Source organism: Calditerrivibrio sp. (assembly GCA_026415135.1).
GTDB lineage: Bacteria > Chrysiogenota > Deferribacteres > Deferribacterales > Calditerrivibrionaceae > Calditerrivibrio.
The window spans coordinates 1-22391 of the sequence record JAOAHS010000048.1; the positions used below are offsets into that span (position 1 = coordinate 1).

A 22391-nucleotide genomic window follows, 5' to 3' on the forward strand; every position below is an offset into this window, starting at 1 on the left:
TGTAAATGGCAGGATGGAGTTTAACGGATTACAGTCAGGTGTATATGAGGTAAGGGTATTTTATGACTGGCCTAATGGAGGCTATAAGGTGATGTATAGGCATAGTTTTAGTGTACTACCTTAAGAAAACGGGGCTTGTCCCCGTTTTATACCAGTACCTTGTTTTTACCGCTTACTTTTGCTGCGTATAGATTCTGGTCTGCTTTTGCAATTAAGATATCTATATCTACTTTTTCGTAATCTGTAATACTTGCACCACCGATGCTACAGGTGACCTTGAAATTTACATATTTGATCAACTCCTCTTCGATGCTGATCCTAAATCTCTCAAGAATGTTATAAAGTTCGTTGTGGGTGATATTAGGTAGAATAATCAAGAACTCTTCCCCACCAAACCTACCAAAGATATCATAATCCCTTTTTTTGCTCTGAACGATTTCAGCAAATTTTTTCAGAACAAGGTCCCCCGTAGGATGTCCGTAGGTGTCATTGATCCTTTTGAAGTTGTCTATATCAAAGATTCCTATGGAAAGGGGTATTTTGTTTCGCTTTGATTTCGAAATTTCTAAATCTAAGGTTTGAATTAGGTACCTTCTATTGTATACTTTTGTGAGTTCATCTTTAATGGATAGCTCTGAGATGTGGGAGTGGGTCAGACAGTTGTCAAGAACTATGGCTACCTGAGTAAGGAGATTGTTTATGAGATCAAGCTCCTCTTTTTTGTGGGCAATTGTGGAGCCTATCACCATTACTCCTAAAAGATTCTGTTTTATAGCAATTGGAAAGGCTGCTATCTCTTTTGGTTTTATATCGACAAGACCCGAGTCGATAATGAAGTTTTCTGGTGTGATCTCACTAATACAGAAATATGTTTGATTTTTTGCTACTTCACCCACAATCCCTTCCCCTAAATGAACATTTCTCAGGTATTTTTGGTTTGCGTTTTTTACATAGTATGGTTTCAAAATATCTTCATCTTTGTTGTAGAGATATACCACTGCTATCTGGGAATTGGTATATTCAAGAATTTTATTGGTAGAAATGCTTAAAACCTCGTCCACGTCGAGGGTGGTAGTGATGATTTGGTTTAACTGATTGAATCTACTTAAGGTAGTGGTATACTGCCTGATATTTTGAACCATTTTGTTAAAGTAGTTTGCTATATCTTCGAAGTCATCAAAGGTTCTATAATCAAGCTTAACATCTAAGTTATGTTCTGAAACCTCTTCCATAGCTTTTTTTATGCCCCAAATAGGCCTTTTGGTATCGTTGTAGACTACTGCACCTATGATTAAAATGGCAATAGAGGAGAAAAAGATAATTGCTGTTGTTATTGCTGTAAACTCAGAAATAATTATCTTAAGTTTCTTCAGGTTGGTGGCTATACTTAAGCCTCCGACTATCTCCCCATTTATACTTCTAAGGGGCACTGCTGCTATTGCAGTGGGCTCATGATCAATTTCATAAATCCCTTTTATGAGGGCATGCTTGCTGAGTTGTTCGGTTATCTCATTGGGCAGATTAAGATTTAAGAAGAAGATATTTTTTGGAGTGGAGTTTGTTGTAATGATCTTTTCTTTTAAGCTTATTGCGCTAAATAGTGCTGTGTTATAACTAAATGTGTTGTATAGCTTATCCATAATCGATCTGTTGTTGTTGAGAACGGTGAAGCTTCCAAAGATATATTTTTTATCACCTATCTTAAACGGTATTGTTGAAAGGTATACAATGAGCTTATCATCACCAACTATACCTAAATTTGCAATCTCCTGTTGACTGAAAATGGATTGATCGTTGGGTATTATTTCAAAACCGTTCATGGGGATGTTTGAGGTTAGAATGATATGGGCAGATTTGAAAAATATTTTGCTAAAGATTAGCTCTTTTTTGTTTGAGGTGATTGAGGTACCTGTTTGGGTATCATAGATGAATGAGATATTGATGCCGTTGATCGTATCGCTAATGAGTTTTAATCTATTGGGTAGATCTAAAGAGTTGTTTTTGATAAGTTCCTGAAACGATGGGCTTTTTACTATAAACGAACCTATATGGCTCGGAGTAATAAGCTCTTTTTCGAGGATTTCATAAACCGACTTTACCTGGTTCCCCACTTGATCGATGTATTCGTTGGTAGAAAAGTTCTTAATGGAATTGGTTAATGCAAAGTAAATACCTGTTATGGGGATGATGAGTATAAGGAAGAAGCTTATTATTGTTTTGTTGCCTATGGATAATTTAAACCCCCTCCAACCCCAATCTAACTTGTGATAAAAAGGTCTTTTGTCCATTATGCCTCCATAGTTAGCAATATTGATAAATTATTTTATATATTTCATACAAATTAGCAATTGTTTTTTTACTTTTTGTATGGTAATATAGATAATTATATTATATAGGAATTTTACTATGAATGCCAAGAAGATTTCTTTGAGAAAATTTATTTTCTTGCTGATTTTGTTAGTTTCCTTCTTAACTTATGTTGTCAGTATAATGATCTTTTATTATATACAGCAAAAAAATATTAAGATGATATCATACTATAAATTTCGCGATATTGTTAGTTCAATAGAGGTATTTGATCAGTTGTATTTAAAGGAAAAGGTTAATCATGTGGCTTTAATGGAGCAGAAGTTGGGGGTAGCATTTAGAAAATATAAAGGGGCGGAGTTTGAGGGGGACAACTTTTCGGGTGTTTTTAACTACTTCTATGAGTACAAGTATAAAAAAGGGTGTCAAGCCTGTCATGGGGCAGTTGATGAAGGTGCCATAGCTGGCTATTATCTTGTTAGCGTTAGTTTGGTAGATGTTGTTGGGGATGCCAAAAAACTTGTGCTGATCTTTTCTGTGTTGCTTTCTCCTCTACCAATAGGTGGAGCTTTGCTGGTATCTTATCTTGTTGGTAAAAAGGTGGGTATTCTTCATCGCTCTATAACCAGTAATTTGCAACATATCAACACGATACAGGATCTTTCAAAGATAGAAGAGGTGAGTAAGCATACAGTCTTCTCAGATTTAAATGAGATTTTTGAGGAACTCAATAATTTTCTGAGAAAAGCAAAAAGTACGGCTGTGGATCGCCACATACTTGAGTTTGAGCTTAAGATACTGGAAAAGTTTTTGATAACCTCAGATGTGATTAAGGATTGGAGGAAGTATGTTTTGTCTTTGGTAGGGGAGATCAACAAGGTGGTGGATGTGCAGGTGGTTTTTAGTCTGTTTAGGACCAATGAAAATGAGTTTAGTTTGGAGTTTTTTTGGACCAATCAACCCTCTGTTGAATTGAAGAATTATATAGAGAGGTTGATTGAGGTAAAGTGTATAGACTTTTATAAAAATTACTGCGATTTCAACTCTATTACCGTTCATCATTCCATATTACCCTCCGATAGGTGTGAGATTTTTAATCCAGAACTTTTACGATTTGAAACCAAAAGTATCATTTTGGAGGATCCTAAGATAGGTGGTATTGTGGGGGTAGGGGTTAATACAAGGGATAGTGAAGATAAGGTTAAATCCCTTGTTATTGAAGGGATCCTTACTACGTTATTAAATGTAATTGGGTCTGTTAAGGCAATAGCAAAGTACAATAAAGAACTGGAGTATTATTCCACAAGGGATCACATCACCGATCTTTTCAATCAACGGGTTTTTTGGGAGATGTTGAATTATGAGACAGCAAGAGCAAGCAGAGCTGGTTATAGTTTTGCTGTGGTGATTATCGATCTGGATAATTTTAAGTTTTTAAACGATAACTTTGGACATGATGTAGGGGATAAATTTTTGTTCAGTATATCAGGGATTATTAAGAAAAATGTTAGATTAGGGGATATTGTAGCAAGGTATAGTGGGGATGAGTTTACTATCCTTATGTCTAACGTTCAAGCGGATGCTGTTTATATAAGTGTTAAAAGGATTTTAAAAAGTATTGAAAAGTTTAGTTTTGAGTACAATGATAAGAGACTCTCAATAACTGCTTCCGCTGGTTTTGCCCTTTATCCAGCACATGGTGACAATGCTAAAGATCTTTTTGCTTTTGCAGATACCATGCTATTTAAGGCAAAGGCTGAGGGTAAAAACAATGTGTTGATGCCGACGAAGGAGGATATCGAGTTTGTAGAAAAGGTTATCAGTGAGAAATCTTACCAGATCATCAGAGCTATTGAAGAAAATAGAATAATACCTTATTTTCAGCCTATAATGGATATAAAAACTGAAGAGATCTCCATGTATGAGGTGCTTTGTAGGATAGAAATGGGTGGTAAAATGTATTCTGCTTACGAGTTTATTGAGATTGCGGAAAGGACTGGTACCATTATAAAGATAGACTATTTGATGTTGGAGAATGCTTTTAATATTGTAAAACATAGCTTAGATACAATATTGTTTATAAATCTTTCTCCCAAGTCCTTGATTTTAAGTGAGTTTATACCCAATATTATTCAAATTACGAGAAAGCATGGTATAAACCCTGAGAGGGTTGTTTTTGAGCTGACAGAAAGGGAGACGGTGAAAAATCTGTCGATCCTTGAGAAGTTCGTGGCAAACTTGAGGGCTGAGGGGTATAAATTTGCGATAGATGATTTTGGTTCAGGCTACTCCTCTTACGATTATATCAAAAGATTCCCAGTGGATTTTGTAAAGATCGATGGTGAGTTTATAAAAAATATGGTTACTAATAGTAAGGATCTGGCGATAGTTAGGAGTTTGTTGGTACTCACTGAAGAGTTTGGTATTAAGACAGTTGCAGAGTTTATAGAAAATACTGAAACCTTTCAGAAGGCAAAAGAGATAGGGATAGATTATGCTCAGGGCTATTATATTGGAAAGCCTGAGCCATTTTTGTATCGTAGACAAAAAAATTAAGTTTTGTTTGTTGCAGAGTTTATTGTATTAAGTTGCTGCCTGTTTTAGTCTTATAAAATTCTGTTTATGACAAATAAACCTAATTTGCTTTAGAGTGGCTTTGTGTTTGTAATTTATTGACATGCAATTAAAATGTTGTTGGCGACTGGCTGTTATTTAATTAACTAAAAATCTTTTTTGAATTTCTTTATAAAATAAGTATTGACAAATTATTTTCCTTAATATATTAGCCAAACTGGAGGTTTGGTATGTGTAGAATAGGTGCCATTAAGTCAAAGAACTATTTTCACCCTTCTAAGGCCCTCAGACTGATGAGGTCGCAGCAGGAGGGGCATGATAACTCAGGTTTTGCCATGGTGATGCAAGACTTGGGTGGGGTGTTTGAAAACTACAAGGATCTACCGATTCTTTCTATGGCCTGTACAGATGAAGGGATAAAGATAGCTGAAGATATACTTCACAAAAAGGGGTTTACACGAGTATTTCAATGGACTCCTCAAGTCTATCCTGATGAATCATTAAATATTAACCCGATGCCAAACTATGTTTTTCAGGTGTACAATTATCCTAAGCTGTACAATTACGCTCCACAGGAAGAAAAAGAGGAATTACTTGTGGATATGAGATTAACCATAAGGAAGATTCTTGATGAAAAGGATGCTGGTTATGTTTACTCCTTTTGGCCCGATGTTATAATGTTAAAAGAGATCGGAGATCCCACAGATATAGGCATCTATTTCGATCTATGGACGGAGAACGATGAACTCAAGGCAAAGATAATCACTGCTCAATGCCGGCAAAATACCAACTATGATATTGTTAGATATGCTGCTCACCCCTTCTTTCTACAAGGTTATACGGCGTTAGCAAACGGTGAAAATACATTTTTTGAAAAAAACAGAAACTTTCAAAAAAAGCTTTATAAGGGTTACATAGGGTTTGAATCGGATTCCCAGTCTTTTTTATATACACTTCATTACATCCATAAGATATTAAAATGGCCCCTCATTTATTTCAAGCATACGATTACTCCACTTCCTTTTGAAGAGATTGCATCAAGAAAAGATGCAAAGGTTTTGGAACACATAAGGGGTTCTTTATCCAATCTTGAGATAAATGGGCCAAATACAGTAATCGGTGTGTTACCTGATGGGACACTGTTTACCTGTTGTGATGCAAAAAAGTTAAGGCCAGTGGTGGTTGGTGGTGATGAGGAGACTGTTATTATTACCTCTGAAGTGATCGGTATAAATGACCTATTGCCAGATAGGGATTGGTCTCAGGATATTTATCCCCATGAAAGGGAGATGGTAATAGTAAACAACAGATTAGAGGTGCAAAGATGGCAACAGTGAAGGTAAATGAGCTTGCCAAAGATGACCTTTTTTGGCAGATAGAATACAAGCATGACAGATGTACCCTCTGTGGCAGATGTGTGGCATCTTGCCCTTTCAAGGCTATTGAAGCCAGAGTAGAGAAGAGAAGAAAAGTGGTAAGTGAAGAGCTAACACCTTTGCCTAAGATATATTTTCAGTCTGTTCCTGTAATAAAACAGGTGGTGAGTCATTACAATTTTTGCCGTGGTTGTGGTATATGTGAAAAGGTATGTCCTAATGATGCCATAAGACCGGTGAGGAATGCAGATTTTAGGTTTCCAGCTAAGTACAGGGCTATCAGTGCTGATCCTTTCAAAAGAGGTGGTCGTAACAACCTTGAGATTGGTGATAGAACACTGGATAAGATAAGAATAGGTCGAATCTCCCAGATGACAGACCCTTCCCTTGATGCCCAGAGACACACCTTTGACCTGCTGACACCTTTTGGTAGGATCCTTGCTCCTGATGAGATATCGTTTAAGGTGGATAGTGATGGAAATCTAAAAGTGGACCAAAACATTCCTCCGGTTCGTTGGATCTATCCTATCATAATTGGGGATATGTCCATTGGTGCCCTTTCCTGGAGAGCTTGGGAGGCTCTTGCAATAGCCACTGCCTACTTAAATGAAGAGGTAGGGATACCCATAAGGATGTGCTCTGGTGAAGGTGGGGTACCTGTACGATTGCTGAAATCAAAGTATTTAAAATATATGATCTTACAGATAGCTTCTGGTCACTTTGGTTGGAATAGGATTATAAATGCTATGCCCCATATGGTGGAAGATCCTGCCGGGATTTTGATAAAGATCGGTCAAGGGGCAAAGCCAGGGGATGGGGGGTTACTCATGGCCAAAAAGGTAGCAAAGCATATTCAGGAGATCAGAGGAGTACCAAGAACAGATCTTTTGAGTCCTCCAAATCATCAGGGGCTTTACTCGATAGAAGAGTCTGTACAGAAGATGTTTTTGTCCATGTCGGCTGCCTTTAAGTTTAGGGTGCCTGTGGCGATCAAAGTGGCCGCAAGTGCCACATCTGTATCGGTTTATAATAATCTTTTGAGGGATCCCTACAACATCGTGGGTGGTTTTTTCTTGGATGGTATTGATGGGGGTACAGGTGCAGCCCATGAGATATCTCTGGATCATACTGGTCACCCGATAGTTTCTACACTAAGGGACTGTTACAAAGCTGCCCTACATCAAGGGAAGCAGGGACAGATCCCTCTATGGGCTGGTGGTGGTATGGGAAAAGGCTGGAACCTTGCTGCCGATGCCTTTAAGATGATATGTCTTGGTGCTAATGGTGTTTTTACCGGAAAACTGATGATACAACTGGCTGGTTGTGTGGGTAATGATAAAGGTAAGTGCAATGCCTGCAATACAGGTCTATGCCCTGTGGGGATTTGTACCCAAGATCCTGTGCTTGTAAAGAGGCTTGATGTAGATAAGGTTGCGGAGAATATCGTAAACTACTTTATTGCAGTTGACCACGAGTTAAAGAAGTTGATGGCTCCAATTGGAAATAGCTCTCTACCAATTGGAAGATCCACAGCTCTTATAGCCACTGAAAAATCTGTGGCGGAAAGGTTGGATATACCATATGCATGCTAACATGGAGGAAACGATGGTAGAGAAAATAAATATCAAAGGTGTAGATGGGGATAAGAGAAAATCCACTCAAGAGCTGTTATTAGAGATATACGATGCAGTTGAAAAGTGCCATACAGAATTAGAGGTGGATGCCTGTGGTCAGCATGACATCGGTGGTCCACTTTGGAATAAACATGGAAGGCCATTAAATTTTTACGTGAAAAATCCTGGTCAAAGGGTTGGCTCTATGGGGATGCAGGGTACCACAATAATAGTGGAAGGCTCTGCAACTGCTGATACCGGCTGGCTAAATGCTGGAGCAGAGATTATTGTTAAGGGGAATTCTGGAGATACCACAGCCCATTGTGCTGCAACTGGGAAAATATATGTTGGTGGATCTGTGGGAACAAGGTCTGGAGCATTGATGAAGTACGATCCTAAGTTTCCTCCTCCTGAGTTTTGGGTACTTAAAAACACTGGATCCTTTAGCTTTGAATTCATGGGTGGTGGTATTGCTGTTGTGTGTGGTTATAACTGTGAGGAGATGGAGTCGGTTTTAGGTTATCGTAGTTGCGTTGGTATGGTGGGTGGGGTTGTCTATGTGAGGGGAAATGTGAAAGATCTTTCCGATGATGTGTGGCTAATGGATATTGACGATAAAGATTGGGAATTTTTGGATACGAACTTACCTATCTTTCTAAAAAAGATACAGCGTCCGGGGGCTTTAGGTAAGCTTTCGAGACGCCATGAGTGGAAAAAGATCGTTCCAAAGACCAACGAGGAAAGAGCTGAACATAGATTGATGCCAGTTAAAGAATTTAGGCTGAAAAAATGGGTTGAAGGTGGCATCTTTGGGGATATGTTGTTGGATGATTTTTCTGTAGCAAATTTTGTGGAAACAGGTGATCTCAGGCTGAAATACCCAGAATGGAGAAATGCCAATTATTCCGCGCCCTGTGAGTATAACTGTCCCACATATATACCTACTCAAAAAAGGATCGCATTGCTCAGACAGGGTAAAATCAGGGAGGCTTTGGAGCTTGTGCTGGAATACTCACCATTTCCTGCTTCGGTCTGTGGACAGGTGTGTCCAAATCTATGTATGGATGAATGCTCCCGTAAGTACATCGATATACCTGTCAAGATAAAGGATTTGGGGCTGATGAGTAAAGATATACCGGCTAAAAAATGTGAGACTACCCAATTAGAAAAGGTGGCAATCATAGGATCTGGAGCAGCAGGGCTTGCTGCAGCTTATCAACTGAGGATGTTGGGGTATGCAGTAGATATTTACGAACAGGATTCAGAGCTCGGTGGTAAACTTAGACAAGTGATTCCAGAGGAGCGTCTTGATAGGGAGATTCTGGAGTTTGAGATCAAAAGGGTACTTGATACAGGTGTTAGAGCGTACACAAATACAAAAGTTGATAATAAAAAAATGAAGGAACTGATGGATGAATACGATGCAGTTGTTTTGGCTATTGGGGCCCACAAACCAGTGATTCTGCCAGTGGAAGGGCATGAAAGGTTGATCAAAGGGCTGGACTTCCTAAAAGCCATAAATAGGGGTGAGATCCCGAAGATTGGTGAAAGGGTTGTGGTTATAGGTGCTGGTAATGCAGGGATGGATGTAGTTTTATCCGCTTATAAGATAGGTGCGAAAAAAGTTACTGCAATTGATATTCAAAAACCGGCTGCTTTTGAAAAAGAGATGGAGCATGCAAAAGAGCTTGGGGCTGAGATCCTCTGGCCCTGCTATACCGAAAAGATCACCGATGAGGGGGTTTGGTTAAGGGATGGGAGGTTGTTGCCTGCAGATACAGTTATTATTTCCATTGGTGACAGGCCAGAATTTACTATGCTTTCAGATGAATATCTGGATGAAAAGGGTAGAGTTAAGATAAACGAGTATTACCAATCTGAAATAGAATCCAAGCTTTTTGTGGCTGGGGATGCGATAAAGCTGGGGCTTTTTACCCATGCTTTGGGCGATGGTAGAAAAGTGGCTTTAAATATCCACAGGATGTTTAAAGGGCTACCTTTGAGCAATTTTGCAAAAGCTCCAAAGATCCCTCAAGATAAAGTCAAAAATGAATACTATCACCCCCTTAACACACAAAAGGTTATGGAGATGGGGGCAGAAGATGAAACTAAGCGCTGTATGAGTTGTGGATATTGTAGGGATTGTGAGATGTGTATGTCCATCTGCCCTGAACAGGCGATATCGAGGGTGCAAAAGGATGGTGGATCCTTTGAATATATAAGCAATCCAAACAGATGTATAGGATGCGGTATCTGTGCAGGGGTCTGCCCATGTGGAATCTGGGAGATGGTGGATAACACTATGAAGTATCTTGAATATTAAAAAAGGTGGGGGCTACCCCACCAGCTCTTTTAAAAGCTTATCCTTCAGTTCGTTAAGCTCTTCTTCAGACAGCTTTGAAAAATTGTAATTGGAAAGTTTTTCATATACAAGCTTAAGGTCAACTTCTCCATCTATCTCTGAAACAAGTCTACTGATAAACATAGCTTTTTTTGCTTCAGGGGAAAGATCTAATTTGTCACTGGAAGATGGACGATCCATTATTGAAGAGATCTTTCCATATTTGATCTGTTTGTTATAGGTTCTCAAAATGTTTGAAATATTACCACTATCGATAACCATAACCGTCACCTTTTCACCCAATTCGTATATCGTCAATCGATATAAAAACTTTAGGAAAAATTATAAAAATTTTTCGGGTAAGCTTTTGTAAAACTCTGTCTCCTTTTCAAACGCCAAAGCAAGGGATAACAACCTATCTTCATCAAAGTAATTCCCTAAAAGCTGGAGACCTATGGGTAAATTGTTACTATCAAAACCGGCAGGTATCGATAGACCACAACCACCAAAGAGGTTAAGAGAGATTGTGTAGATATCGCTGAGGTACATCTCGAGGGGGTTACTTGCTTTCTCACCCAGCCTAAAAGCTGTAGTGGGGGATGTGGGTGTCATAATGAAGTCCACTTTTTCATAGGCGTTTAAGAAATCTTTTTTGATGAGTGTCCTTACCTTTTGAGCTTTTAAATAGTATGCATCATAGTAACCGGAGCTTAAAACGTATGTTCCCAGCATGATCCTCCGCTTGACTTCAGTGCCAAAGCCCTCAGATCTGGTTAGAACGTACATTTCGTTTAGGTCGGATGATTTTACTCTAAACCCATACTTTACTCCATCATACCTTGCCAGATTACTCGAGGCTTCTGCTGTTGCGATAATATAGTACACAGCTACAGCATAATCTGTATGGGGCATGCTGATGTTTACAAATTCTACACCCTGTTGTTTCAGTATCCTAATAGCATCCTCTATGGCTTTTGAGACCTCAGGGGAAAGGCCTTCACTGAAATATTCTTTTGGCAATCCTATTTTTACCCCTTTTAAAGAGCCTTTAAATGGATCTGTAAATCTAAAGGGATCTGTTTTGTAGGATGTGGAATCCTGGTGATCGTAGTGACCTATTATCTCCATTAGGTCTGCAGTATCCTGGATATTCTTTGTCATTGGCCCAATCTGGTCTAAACTGGATGCAAAGGCTACAAGTCCATACCTTGAGACTCTACCATAAGTGGGTTTCATCCCTACGATATTGCAAAGGGCAGCTGGTTGTCTAATGGAGCCGCCTGTATCGCTTCCCAGAGTTGCTGGTACTAGTCGTGCTGCTACAGCAGCAGCAGAACCACCACTGGAACCACCGGGTACACGGTTTGGGTCGTATGGGTTTACCGTTTTTTTGTAGTAGGATGTCTCACAGGATGATCCCATAGCAAACTCATCCATATTGAGTTTCCCCAATATTATAAATCCAGCATCCTTCAAAAGCCTTACAACTGTGCCATCGTAAGGGGGGATGAAATTTTCTAATATTCTGGAGCCACATGTGGTCAAAAGATCCTTAGTCACCATGTTATCCTTTAGTGCTATGGGGACACCTGCAAAAGGCGGTAATGGGGTACCTTTTGCAATCTGTTCGTCGTAGGCTTTGGCTTCTTCTATTGCTTTGTAGTTTATAGAGATAAAGGCATTCACCACAGGGTCATACTTTTCCACTCTTTTTAGGTAGAATTCGACCATCTCTTTTGAGGAGATCTTTTTATTTTTTATAAAATCAGCATGATCTTTTAGTGTGGCATTTAAAAGGTCCATAAAATCACCTATTCTATTATTCTTGGTACTTTAAAATGACCGTATCCATCTTCTGGAGCGTTTTTGAGTGCCTCTTCCTGGGATATGGTCTGTTTGGGTATATCTGGTCTTGTGACATTGTTTATATCAAGGGCATGGGATGTCGGTGGTATATTGGATGTGTCTAATTCATTTAACTTGTTTATATAATCCAATATATTGTTCATATCACTAACAAACTTCCCTATTTCATCATCTTCGAAGGTCAGTTTTGCTAATTTTGCTATATATCTTACATCATTATCGGTGACCATTCCGTTCACAACAAGCCTCCAATCTTTTTCCTGTCTAAGAAATAGATATATAATCAAAATTAGAAATTGTAAATTGTTTTCTTTTGTTATATAAGAAAAGGATGAAGGATTTAATAGATATAGTATATCTGGAGAATAAAAAATATTCAGATATGGGGATCATAGATGTTAGGTCAGAAGGGGAGTATGATTTAGACCATGTTCCTAATGCGGTAAATATCCCCTTGTTGGACAATGAGGAAAGGGCTTTGATAGGAACAATTTATAAGCAACAGGGGCCTAAAGAGGCACGTTTGAAAGGGGTGGAGGTTGTTTCTCCAAAGCTGGTCTCATTTATCGATGGTATAAAAAATATCACTGAAAAATATAAAGAGACGATTATCTATTGCTGGCGTGGTGGTTTGAGAAGTGAGGCTGCTGTTACATTTTCAAGACTTGCTGGTCTTACTGTATCAAGGTTAGAAGGTGGATATAAAAGTTACAGAAATCGTGTTGTTAGCTTTTTTAAGGAGTTTGATCAAAAGTACCGATTTATAACCCTTTATGGTCCAACGGGTAGTGGGAAAACAGAAATACTTAAAAGGTTAAGGTCCGAATACCCTGTTCTTAATCTTGAGGAGTGTGCTTGTCATAAAGGGTCTATTTTTGGGCATATAGGGGAGGCTGGATTTTATAGTATAAATCAAAAGATATTTGAAAGCAAGATCTATTATTCACTTCTTCATGCAAAGGGGGGACTCATGTTTACTGAAGGTGAAAGTAAAAAGGTGGGTAAGGTGGTTATTCCGGAAAAATTGTTTGACCGTTTCACTTCAGGTTTTGGAGTCCTTTGCAGACCTTCTCTGGATTTTAGGATAGCTTTTACCATCAATACCTATAAACCGGAAAAAAATTTGCCGGAGATCTTTGATGCTTTGGGTAGAATAAAGCGATACATGTCAAAAGAGACCTATGAAACCCTGTATAGAGCCCTTGAGAATGGTGAGTTTGGGCGATTTGTGGAGATTATCCTTGTAAAATACTATGACCCCATGTATAAGTTTGCCTATCAAAAAAAGATAGATTATGTGCTGGAATATGATTCCATTGAAGAAGCTGTGGAAAAATTAAAGGGGCTTTATGATGAGGTTAATAGTTGTAGTGTTATTACTAATTATCAATAGTCCATTGTGGGCAAAGATCGTTCTCCTTGAGGATAACGGGTCTATCGATTCTGGGCAGGTTACTGAAGAGCTAAAGAAAGTGGGTGAGGTTCCGAACAAGGTCGTTTTTGGTAAACCCTATACAGTATTTGGTGTTACCTATTATCCTATGGATTATATACATAAGTATGAAGAAGAGGGGATCGCTTCCTGGTATGGGGCTGATTTTCATGGGAAGCTTACGTCGAGTAAGGAGGTATATAATATGTTCGATATGACGGCTGCCCATAAGACGTTGCCTTTGGGCAGTACTGTTTTAGTGAAATCCCTTGAGAATGATAAAGAGATTATTGTAAGGATCAACGATAGGGGTCCTTTTGTGAAGGACCGTATCATCGATCTTTCCTACAAAGCAGCTAAGGAGCTTGGTATAGATCAAAAAGGTACTGGGAAGGTTAGGATAACCCTTTTATCCGAATCTCCTACTGAATATGTACTAAATGGCAAACCTGTGGATATAAATGTAGGTAAGTTTGCTATTCAGATAGGTGCTTTTTTAGAAAAGAAAAATGCAGAGAATCTTAGGGATAAGTTCCTTAATGCAGATGTTGTAGAGGCTATGGTTAATGGGAAAAAGTTTTATCGGGTAAGGCTCATAGGTTTTGAGACCCGAACAAGTGCAGAATTAAAACTTATCACCATTGAAAAAAGATTTCCCGGTGCTTTTGTAGTAGCTGAGTAGTTTATGGTGAATATCTCAGATATAATGGATAAACCTCTTAATGAGGTTTCTTTTGTTGTTTTCGATCTGGAGACTACTGGGCTTTATCCTGAAAAAGGGGACCAGATAATAGAGATTGGGGCTTTTAGGATCGATGAAGGTTTTAGGTTGGTTAAGGAGCCATTTCATACCTTGGTTAAAGCGGAAAAAGAGATCTCTGAAAGTTCCCTTGCTTTGCATGGTATATCCATAGAGGAGACATATTCTGCACCAGATATATGCACTGCCATTTATGACTTTATAGACTTTTGTAGGGGATCAGCATTGGTAGCACATAAAGCATCTAAAGATGCAGCTTTTTTACGACACGCACTTAGGGATTACATGATAGAAAACCCTTTTCCGTTTATCCTCGATACGATAAAGATTTCCCAAAAACTGTATCCGGATTTCAAATTCCACAATCTGGACTATCTTATAGAAAGGCACAACATATCTATAAACTCAAAATTCAAAAGACATAGAGCCCTTTACGACGCTGAGGCAACAGCAAAGATATTTTTAAAAATGCTAAAAAAGCTCTTCAAGGAGCGCTGTTTTCATTTCTCGGAGCTGACATCTTTTGCAACTGAGTACTAATAGCTTATTTTAGATATTTTTTCAGTTCATCTTTAAAATCGAGATGGGTTACTCCTGTTATTTTGAATATTTCGTCGTTGTTGCAAACGTTTCCCTCTTTTAGCATTATAAACTGATCTTTGGTGATGGGAAACCATGGAAAAGATCCAAATAACGATGCCCCAATATTTACAAAAACCTCAGGTACTGGTAGTAGCAGTCTATGCCTTCCTGTTACCTCCATTATTGTTTTTAAAAGCTCCTTGTATGTGAAGACCTGCTTGCCGCAAACGGAAAATGTCTTGTTAAAGGTGGCTTCATTATCTATCGCTTTGACAAAAATCTCTGCCACCTCCTTTACACTTACAGGCTGCATGGGGTATGAACCATCACCAAAATAGGAGAAGATGGGTGTTAACTTCATGAAGCTGTTTAACATATTTATAAAACTATCGTTTTCACCATATATGAGGGATGGCCTAAGGATTGTATAAGTAAGGCCAGAGGCTTTTATATATTCTTCAGCTTTGTATTTAGTTTTATGGTAGTTGGAAACGGCGTTTTCCCTTGTTCCGTTTGCGGACATGTGGATGAATCTTGTGATATGGTTTTTCTTTGCGGCATCTAAAACATTCTTAGTGGCGATATAGTGCATATTTTCAAAAGTTACCCCTTTTGCTGGGTACTCCCTTATAATACCTACAAGATGTATTACAGCATCGGTACCCTTGATCCCATCATCTAACGATTGGTAGTTTAGCACATCCCCCACTACAGTTTCTAAATGCGGGTGGTTTATTTTTGGACGTTTTGAACCCCGAATCAGAGCTTTTACAAAATACCCCTCTTCTAAGAGTTTGTTTAAAATTTCGGTACCCACAAATCCAGTAGCGCCAGTGATAAAAATCTTTTTCATGACATCTCCTAAAATAAATTTTTTTCTAAGAAAGATATATACCCATGTGCAGTGACAATTATATGATCATATAGTTCTATCTCCACAAGCTTTAATGCATCTTTTATCTTTTTTGTTATATCAATATCCTCTTTGGAAGGGTTAAGTGTACCTGATGGGTGATTGTGGGCGATGATGACACCAACAGCTTTATTGGTGATAGCATATTCTACGATCTCCCTTATGTAGACACTGGAGGAGTTTACAGTGCCTGTGGATAACACTTTGTAATTAGTCACTATCCCTGAGCTGTTTAATAGTAAGGCAAAAAATGATTCCTTAAATGCAAATCCTATATTGTATTTTATGAAATTGTAAACATCTGTTGGGTTCTTTAAAGGTTTTTCAAGGGCGTTATGTCTATGAAGGGATAACCTTCTGTTGAACTCCATAATTATTTTAAAGAATATCGATGTCTCCAAACCAATACCATCGATGGATTGAATGTCTTTTGTAAATAAGTTGTTAAAGTTTCCTTCTATGAGCTTAATGATCTCCTTGCTTTCCTTTTTAACATCTCTGCCTCTGATCACATACCCTAAGATTAGCTCCATCAATTCGTAATCTGGCAGAGTTTGAGGTGAACTCAAAAATCTTTCTTTAAGGCGCTTTCTGTGGCCTAAATAGTGTTTTTCCATATAATGATTATAGCATAAAAATAGATGGAAAAAAAAATAATTTTATATATATTTAAATCCTGTTTATAACAAAATTTGGAGGACTTATGTCTAACTGTAATACAAACAAAAGTTGCAGTTCCTGCTCTATCAGCAGTAGCTGTGACTCCGGTATTAAGGAGAAACATACAGAGGAGGTTCTCAAACATAGGCTTGATAAAATAAAGCATAGGATCATGGTTATGAGTGGCAAGGGGGGTGTGGGCAAATCGACAGTGACGGTAAATCTTGCAGCATCCCTTGTGAAGCTCGGGTATAGAGTGGGTATCATAGATGCAGATATACACGGTCCAAATATACCAAAGATGTTGGGGATAAGCGATAAGGGTGCTAAAACAGGTCTTGATGGGGTTATCCCATTTGAACCATATCCAAATCTCATTATTATGTCCATAGGTGTTTTGTTGAGGGATGACGATGATGCGGTGATATGGAGAGCTCCATTAAAGCATAGTGTTATACGGCAGTTTCTGGCTGATGTGGAATGGGGTGAGTTGGATTATCTGCTCTTTGATCTGCCACCGGGTACTGGGGATGAGCCCCTTTCTGTGTCCCATATATTAAAAGATCTGGATGGTAGCATCATAGTTACTACACCCCAAGAGGTGGCCCTTTTGGATGCGAGAAAGTCTGTGAGTTTTAGTAAAAAGCTCAATATCCCAGTTATTGGAATAGTGGAAAATATGAGTGGGTTTATATGTCCCAAATGTGGAGAAAGGATTGAGATATTCAAAGTGGGTGGAGGGGAGAAGGCTTCTAAGGAGCTAAATGTCCCTTTTTTGGGCAAAATACCCATCGATCCGGAAGTGGTACAGTTAGGGGATATGGGTAAACCGTATGTTTTTGATAAGCCCGACTCTGAAGTGGCTCAGGTCTTTTTGAATTTGGCTAAGGCAGTCGTACAAGCTGTTGAATAGATAGAACTTTGGGCATGTTAATATATGCCCAACTATTTTATTTATGAGAAGATATTTTTTTGTTGAGTCTAAACGTATCTTAAAAATTGCCCTACCAATTATCGTGGCGTCTATCTCTCATCTTTTGATGGGTTTTACAGATAATGTAATGGCTGGTAGGTATTCAAGCGTTGATCTTGCCGCTGTCTCTATAGGTTCTGCTATTTGGCTACCCATAACGTTGTTTTTCATGTCTGTGTTAAGTGGTGCTACCCCTATAATCTCTGCAGAGCTTGGGGGTAATAATCTTGATGAGGCTAAAGATGTTTTTAAGACGTCCGTGTATATAGCTGTCATATTTGGTGTAATGTTGTTTGTTATCTTCAATCTGATGGAGCATATACTTGCTTTTTTTATCGTAGAAAGAGATATTTTGATTATAACCTCTAACTATCTTTACTATATCTCCTTTGGTGTCCCAGCTTTTTTATTATATCAATCGTTGAGGTCATATTTTGAGTCAAAGGGTTACACTGTTCCCATTATGTTTTGTAGCTTTGTTGGTATGCTTTTAAATATCCCTGTAAATTATATATTTATCTATGGTAAGTTCGGTATGAAAGCACTGGGTGGTGCTGGATGTGGTGTTGCCACAACTATATCCACTTATGTAATGGTTTTACTTCTGTTCATCATCTACAAAAGGTTCCCTTACATTTCTGGTGGAAAATTGACATATCACGCTGCCAAGCGAATTTTGAAGTTGGGTTTACCTATCGGAATATCCACTTTTTTAGAGGCTTTTGTTTTTAGTTTTGGTAGTGTTATTCTTGCTCCTTTGGGGCCAATAACAGTGGCAGCCCATCAGATCGCGCTTAATTTTATATCCACAGCTTTTATGATACCTATGAGTTTGGGGATCGCCATTTCTATAAGAGTAAGTCACGAATACGGAAAAGGTGAGTTGTATTACTCCAGTATGGTTTGGAAAATAGGGGCTTTGCTTGTTGTATCCATTGCTTTTGTCTCGTCATTGGCTATGTATCTGACGTCAGATATTATAGTCAAGCTATATACAAAGGATGTTTATGTGTTAATGCTTGCTAAGCCTTTGATGGTACTGGCTATATGTTTTCATTTCGTGGATGCATTTCAGGTGGCGGCAAATAACACTTTAAAGGGCTATCATAATACGAAATACCCTATGTGGATATGCTTTATCTCTTATTGGATCATTGCGTTACCTTTAGGTTATTTTATGACTTACAAGCTTTCTAAGGGTGTTATAGGTTTTTGGTATTCGTTGATAATTGGTATTATCATTGCAGCTATTATGTTTGGATATAAATTGATTTCAAAATATAGCTTTAAAAAAGATGTAATAAAATTGTAAAAGAGATTGCTTTTGCATTTGTTACATTTATACTTAATTATAACAGGAGGTAGCCATGAGAATTTATTTTATAAGGCATGCTATAGCTTTGGAGAGAAAGGAATGGGATCAGGATGACATGTTAAGACCCCTTACCAAAGAGGGTGTAAAAAGATTTAAAAGCTTTTTTAAAAAGATCAGTAAAAACATAAAAAAACCAGATATGATAATATCTTCCGAAGCAGAGAGGAGTAAGGCTACGGCAAAAATTGTATCAAAGATCTTTTCTGTAGATTATGTTATAGACAGCCGTATAAATCCAGGTGCTGATATAATGCAGTATAAATTGCTGATTGAGGAGCTTGAAGAAAAAGAGGTGGGAACAGTTGCCATCATAGGTCATGAGCCAGATCTAAGCAATTTTATCTCCTTCTATCTATCCGAAGGCTCAATATCCATAAAGCTCAAAAAGGGTTCCTTTGTTCATGTGAAAGATAAAGTGCTATATAATCTTGTTCAGCCAGATATTTTGGAAAAATGATATCGGGTTATATAGTTGCGCAGCTGACAATAGCTCAGGAGCTTCTTTCTAAGATTCACGAATATACAAGCGATGAGACCTTACACGATTTAAGGGTTGCTTTAAGGCGTTTTTTTACTGTGTTTAATCTATTGAAAAAGGAGGATCTTATTCCAGTTGAAATACAGGTGTTGGCTGATAATTTAAAAGTTTTAAGGAGGGAGACGAATAGACTGAGGGATCTGGAAGTGTTTAGGGAGCATGTAAACAAAATTGCTTTTGATACAGACTTTTCAAAACGTAGCAGAGATATTTTAAATACCATCATAGACAAAAAGATCAAAAAAGAGCATGCCGTGATGATGGAAATGCTTCAAAATATGGAATTGTCTGATAAAATCAGCTTTTTAATTGCACATTTCCAGAAGGGGAGCATACTTGTACAGTTGGATCCTCATCTTAGGCGGTTACAAAAAAGGATAAAAAAGATGCTATCTGAGGATGCAGATAATGAAAGGATACACAGGATAAGGGTTTTTTTTAAAAGGATCAGGTATCTTATTGAGGTGATTGATGCTGACTCCCAAATTTTACATACGATGAAAAAACTACAGGACCTGCTGGGGGTATTTAATGATTATGTGATTGGAAGGGGGATAATTAAAGAGATATTGGAGGAAAAATATAATATCTCTAAGGATTACCTCTATGTTTTAGGGTATACTGAGCTTTTCTTTGTGAGCCAGTGCGAAAAGCTCAGACCAGTGATCTATGAAGAAGCTAAAAGCACATTAAAACATATCAAACAGTTTTGGGATTAGTTTTAATTATCTTCAAAATCTTTTTGGCAATCGATTCTGGATCGAGCTCCATAAGCTTCATTACATCGATCGGTTTACCGGAAAATGGATATCCATCTGCGCCAAAGGTTATCACTTTTAGGTATAAGCCCTCTTCGCATACCTTTTGGGCAAGGATAGATCCTAAGCCTGTAAATCTGTTGTGATCCTCATATACAAAAACAATGTTGTTCTTGGTATATCTTTTCAACAGTTCAAGATCTGGTTCAGTGGGTGTAGATATGACTATGACTGCTAAATCCACGTCTGATTTGAGTATCTCTTTGACTTTTAGGGCATAAGGGGTCATGGCTCCGTAGGTGACTAGAGGTATTTTACCATCTCTTAAAACGTCACCTTTCCCATATACAAATGTGTACTGTTCCCCATAAAAGGGGTTACCTTTTTCGTCTGTGATGACAGGAGTTTTGGATCTACCCATAGCTATTAAAAAGTTACCATATTCTTTGGAGGCGTATCTAACTGCTCTATCCGTCTGATTTGGATCTGCAGGTACAATTATTTTAAAACCATAAAGGTTTCTCATGGCACCGACATAATCAAGACACTGATGGGTACGACCATCCTCACCTACATCAATACCCACGTGGGTGGTGATTACCTTTAGATTTGTATGGTTTATATCGTTTAGTCGCTGTTGATTATAAGTTTCATCTACACCGAATACACCAAAATCAGCAAAAAAACTTACAACACCATTTACAGATGCTGCTCCTGCCATTGTGGCGGTATGGTGTTCTTGAATACCTGATTGATAAAAGTTTTCTGGGTACTCTTTTTCAACTTTGTCTGTTTTTACAGATGAGGCCAAATCGCAGTCGAAGACAGCTATCTTTTTCCTATTTAGCTGGACAATGTCAAGGATGGCGCTACCAAAGGCGGATCTGTTGTCCAGTGAAGCATCAACACCGTAGGTTTTGGGTATACCAACGTCTATCTGAAGGTTTTCTTTGTGGAAGGTGTGTTTGGTTTCATCAAATGAGAAGTTTTTTCTTATGGACTTATAACGATCGAGATCATTTTCAAGTCCCAGTTCATTTAAAGCTTTAGATAGTTGCTCCTCTGTAAGGGGCTTACCGTGATAGTCTGCTACATTTTTCATAAAGCTTATAGGATAGCCCATAATAGTTTTGGCAAGGATCATAACTGGTCTGTTTACAGTTTTGGCTTTTTTTAGCGTTGAGGCTATTTGAGCAGTATCATGTCCATCCACTTCGAAAACAATCCATCCATCTGCAATATACTCATCTTTTATATTTTGTGGCATTACCTTTGAGATGTCACCACTGATCTGTAGTTTGTTATAGTCAATCAGTACTGTGATGTTGTGGAGGTTGTATTTTACTGCAAACCTCCTTGCTTCAGATATCTGCCCTTTTTGGTGTTCTCCATCACCCATTACCACAAAAATGTCGTACTCTACCCCCTTTACTCTTCCAGCGACAGCCATGCCACATGCAGCGGATAGGCCTTGTCCAAGATTTCCAGTGGTCCATTCGACACCCGGTACAGATCTTTCTATGTGCCCTTCAAAAATACTTCCAGCCAATCTAAAAGTGGCTATGGCTTCATCTATATCAAAAAAACCCTTTCTACCAAGAACTGAGTATACAGCAGGGGAAATGTGACCATTTGAGACAACTATTCTATCTCTGACAGGGTTATATGGATCATTTGGGTCTATTTCTGCCAGCTCATAAATGGTATAAAGCATATCAAGGGAAGACAATGACCCACCGGGATGACCACTCTGGGCTAATGTGGTCATTTTTAAAATATCACCTCTACAAAGGGTTATAGTTTTTTCAATTTCAGTCATTTTAGACATAAAAACATCAATTTTATCTGGATTCACAAGACTTCTCCTGAGTTTTTGGGGTGAGTATATTAGAAATATTGGTAAAGTTCAATATTTTTTTACATTGTTATAAATATTTTGTGTTTTTGATGATAAACATTGGAATGCTGATCGAGTTTTAAATAAATATCTTACTAAGTGGTTATATCGTTAGAATGGAAAAAATACTATAAGATATTTTGCGGGTGATTTGAAGTTAAACCAATGAAAAATCGATTATAAAGATTATAAGAAAGAATTCAAGTTGTCAAAATAACTCTCTTGTGATAAAAATAAGCATAAAAGGGATTAATTATGGGTTATAAAGAAAATGAAGCAAAAGCGCGAATTAAAATCAACAAACTCCTTGAAGAAGCAGGCTGGCGTTTTTTTGATGATGAAAAGGGCAGAGCAAATATTCTCCTTGAAAACAATGTAAAGCTCACCAAAGAAGAACTCAATGAGTTTGGCGATAACTTTGAGAAA

General features: G+C 38.1%; 18 protein-coding genes. 11 read left to right on the forward strand and 7 right to left on the reverse strand.

The window, feature by feature from the left end:
- Positions 1 to 146 precede the first annotated feature (146 nt).
- The gene (locus N3C60_08890) at positions 147 to 2288 is read right to left on the reverse strand and encodes a diguanylate cyclase (GenBank protein MCX8085021.1); all 2142 of its coding nucleotides are present in this window, start codon (positions 2286 to 2288) and stop codon (positions 147 to 149) included.
- Positions 2289 to 2526: 238 nt separating this feature from the next.
- Between N3C60_08890 and N3C60_08895 the strand changes: the two genes are divergently transcribed.
- From N3C60_08895 to N3C60_08910, 4 genes are all read left to right on the forward strand, one after another.
- Positions 2527 to 4863: an EAL domain-containing protein gene (locus tag N3C60_08895; protein MCX8085022.1), complete on the forward strand. Its 2337-nt coding sequence runs from the start codon at positions 2527 to 2529 to the stop codon at positions 4861 to 4863.
- 248 nt (positions 4864 to 5111) lie between these two features.
- Positions 5112 to 6218, forward strand: coding sequence for a glutamate synthase (locus tag N3C60_08900; GenBank protein MCX8085023.1), 1107 nt, complete (start codon positions 5112 to 5114; stop codon positions 6216 to 6218).
- Positions 6206 to 7849, forward strand: a complete 1644-nt coding sequence (locus tag N3C60_08905) for a glutamate synthase-related protein (protein MCX8085024.1) — start codon at positions 6206 to 6208, stop codon at positions 7847 to 7849. The genes N3C60_08900 and N3C60_08905 overlap by 13 nt, the downstream gene beginning before the upstream one ends.
- Before the next feature lie 13 nt (positions 7850 to 7862).
- On the forward strand, positions 7863 to 10193 hold the full coding sequence (locus N3C60_08910; GenBank protein ID MCX8085025.1) for an FAD-dependent oxidoreductase: 2331 nt from the start codon (positions 7863 to 7865) through the stop codon (positions 10191 to 10193).
- 12 nt (positions 10194 to 10205) lie between these two features.
- On the opposite strand, the gene N3C60_08915 is transcribed toward N3C60_08910, so the two are convergent.
- From N3C60_08915 to gatC, 3 genes are read right to left on the reverse strand one after another with little or no spacing between them, the layout of a single operon-like run.
- Complete coding sequence (locus N3C60_08915; GenBank protein ID MCX8085026.1) at positions 10206 to 10529, reverse strand: hypothetical protein; 324 nt, start codon at positions 10527 to 10529, stop codon at positions 10206 to 10208.
- 24 nt (positions 10530 to 10553) lie between these two features.
- Positions 10554 to 12014: an Asp-tRNA(Asn)/Glu-tRNA(Gln) amidotransferase subunit GatA gene (gatA, locus tag N3C60_08920; GenBank protein MCX8085027.1), complete on the reverse strand. Its 1461-nt coding sequence runs from the start codon at positions 12012 to 12014 to the stop codon at positions 10554 to 10556.
- An 8-nt stretch (positions 12015 to 12022) separates the two neighbouring features.
- Positions 12023 to 12307 (reverse strand): Asp-tRNA(Asn)/Glu-tRNA(Gln) amidotransferase subunit GatC, encoded by a 285-nt coding sequence (gatC, locus tag N3C60_08925; protein MCX8085028.1) that lies wholly within the window; start codon positions 12305 to 12307, stop codon positions 12023 to 12025.
- A 101-nt stretch (positions 12308 to 12408) separates the two neighbouring features.
- On the opposite strand from gatC, the gene mnmH reads away from it, so the two are divergent.
- The 3 genes from mnmH to N3C60_08940 are packed head-to-tail and all read left to right on the forward strand — an operon-like array spanning position 12409 to position 14809.
- Complete coding sequence (gene mnmH / locus N3C60_08930; GenBank protein ID MCX8085029.1) at positions 12409 to 13470, forward strand: tRNA 2-selenouridine(34) synthase MnmH; 1062 nt, start codon at positions 12409 to 12411, stop codon at positions 13468 to 13470.
- The gene (locus N3C60_08935; GenBank protein ID MCX8085030.1) at positions 13427 to 14191 is read left to right on the forward strand and encodes a septal ring lytic transglycosylase RlpA family protein; all 765 of its coding nucleotides are present in this window, start codon (positions 13427 to 13429) and stop codon (positions 14189 to 14191) included. The genes mnmH and N3C60_08935 overlap by 44 nt, the downstream gene beginning before the upstream one ends.
- A 3-nt stretch (positions 14192 to 14194) precedes the next feature.
- Entirely contained in the window at positions 14195 to 14809 is a 615-nt protein-coding gene (locus N3C60_08940) for an exonuclease domain-containing protein (GenBank protein MCX8085031.1), read from the forward strand.
- 4 nt (positions 14810 to 14813) lie between these two features.
- On the opposite strand, the gene N3C60_08945 is transcribed toward N3C60_08940, so the two are convergent.
- The gene (locus tag N3C60_08945) at positions 14814 to 15704 is read right to left on the reverse strand and encodes a complex I NDUFA9 subunit family protein (protein ID MCX8085032.1); all 891 of its coding nucleotides are present in this window, start codon (positions 15702 to 15704) and stop codon (positions 14814 to 14816) included.
- 8 nt (positions 15705 to 15712) lie between these two features.
- Complete coding sequence (gene radC / locus N3C60_08950; GenBank protein MCX8085033.1) at positions 15713 to 16381, reverse strand: DNA repair protein RadC; 669 nt, start codon at positions 16379 to 16381, stop codon at positions 15713 to 15715.
- A gap of 86 nt (positions 16382 to 16467) precedes the next feature.
- Between radC and N3C60_08955 the strand changes: the two genes are divergently transcribed.
- Genes N3C60_08955 through N3C60_08970 form a run of 4 tightly spaced genes read left to right on the forward strand, consistent with a single transcriptional unit; the run spans position 16468 to position 20029 of the window.
- Complete coding sequence (locus N3C60_08955; GenBank protein MCX8085034.1) at positions 16468 to 17337, forward strand: Mrp/NBP35 family ATP-binding protein; 870 nt, start codon at positions 16468 to 16470, stop codon at positions 17335 to 17337.
- Between the two features lie 43 nt (positions 17338 to 17380).
- Positions 17381 to 18709: an MATE family efflux transporter gene (locus N3C60_08960; GenBank protein ID MCX8085035.1), complete on the forward strand. Its 1329-nt coding sequence runs from the start codon at positions 17381 to 17383 to the stop codon at positions 18707 to 18709.
- Between the two features lie 55 nt (positions 18710 to 18764).
- Positions 18765 to 19229 carry a histidine phosphatase family protein gene (locus N3C60_08965; GenBank protein ID MCX8085036.1) on the forward strand — a complete coding sequence of 155 codons (465 nt, stop codon included), beginning with the start codon at positions 18765 to 18767 and terminating at the stop codon, positions 19227 to 19229.
- Positions 19226 to 20029: a CHAD domain-containing protein gene (locus N3C60_08970; protein ID MCX8085037.1), complete on the forward strand. Its 804-nt coding sequence runs from the start codon at positions 19226 to 19228 to the stop codon at positions 20027 to 20029. The genes N3C60_08965 and N3C60_08970 overlap by 4 nt, the downstream gene beginning before the upstream one ends.
- Here the strand turns inward: N3C60_08970 and N3C60_08975 are convergent.
- Positions 20010 to 21923, reverse strand: coding sequence for a transketolase (locus tag N3C60_08975; GenBank protein ID MCX8085038.1), 1914 nt, complete (start codon positions 21921 to 21923; stop codon positions 20010 to 20012). The two genes, N3C60_08970 and N3C60_08975, sit on opposite strands and share 20 nt — an antisense overlap.
- Positions 21924 to 22391 lie beyond the last annotated feature (468 nt).

What these genes read in the sequence shown, in the direction of transcription:
- N3C60_08890 (MCX8085021.1), bottom strand. Translation starts at nt 2,288, where the DNA reads ATGGACAAAAGACCTTTTTATCACAAGTTAGATTGGGGTTGGAGGGGG.
- N3C60_08895 (MCX8085022.1), top strand. Translation starts at nt 2,527, where the DNA reads ATGATATCATACTATAAATTTCGCGATATTGTTAGTTCAATAGAGGTA.
- N3C60_08900 (MCX8085023.1), top strand. Translation starts at nt 5,112, where the DNA reads ATGTGTAGAATAGGTGCCATTAAGTCAAAGAACTATTTTCACCCTTCT.
- N3C60_08905 (MCX8085024.1), top strand. Translation starts at nt 6,206, where the DNA reads ATGGCAACAGTGAAGGTAAATGAGCTTGCCAAAGATGACCTTTTTTGG.
- N3C60_08910 (MCX8085025.1), top strand. Translation starts at nt 7,863, where the DNA reads ATGGTAGAGAAAATAAATATCAAAGGTGTAGATGGGGATAAGAGAAAA.
- gatA (MCX8085027.1), bottom strand. Translation starts at nt 12,014, where the DNA reads ATGGACCTTTTAAATGCCACACTAAAAGATCATGCTGATTTTATAAAA.
- gatC (MCX8085028.1), bottom strand. Translation starts at nt 12,307, where the DNA reads ATGGTCACCGATAATGATGTAAGATATATAGCAAAATTAGCAAAACTG.
- mnmH (MCX8085029.1), top strand. Translation starts at nt 12,409, where the DNA reads ATGAAGGATTTAATAGATATAGTATATCTGGAGAATAAAAAATATTCA.
- N3C60_08935 (MCX8085030.1), top strand. Translation starts at nt 13,427, where the DNA reads ATGATGAGGTTAATAGTTGTAGTGTTATTACTAATTATCAATAGTCCA.
- N3C60_08940 (MCX8085031.1), top strand. Translation starts at nt 14,195, where the DNA reads ATGGTGAATATCTCAGATATAATGGATAAACCTCTTAATGAGGTTTCT.
- N3C60_08945 (MCX8085032.1), bottom strand. Translation starts at nt 15,704, where the DNA reads ATGAAAAAGATTTTTATCACTGGCGCTACTGGATTTGTGGGTACCGAA.
- radC (MCX8085033.1), bottom strand. Translation starts at nt 16,381, where the DNA reads ATGGAAAAACACTATTTAGGCCACAGAAAGCGCCTTAAAGAAAGATTT.
- N3C60_08955 (MCX8085034.1), top strand. Translation starts at nt 16,468, where the DNA reads ATGTCTAACTGTAATACAAACAAAAGTTGCAGTTCCTGCTCTATCAGC.
- N3C60_08960 (MCX8085035.1), top strand. Translation starts at nt 17,381, where the DNA reads ATGAGAAGATATTTTTTTGTTGAGTCTAAACGTATCTTAAAAATTGCC.
- N3C60_08965 (MCX8085036.1), top strand. Translation starts at nt 18,765, where the DNA reads ATGAGAATTTATTTTATAAGGCATGCTATAGCTTTGGAGAGAAAGGAA.
- N3C60_08970 (MCX8085037.1), top strand. Translation starts at nt 19,226, where the DNA reads ATGATATCGGGTTATATAGTTGCGCAGCTGACAATAGCTCAGGAGCTT.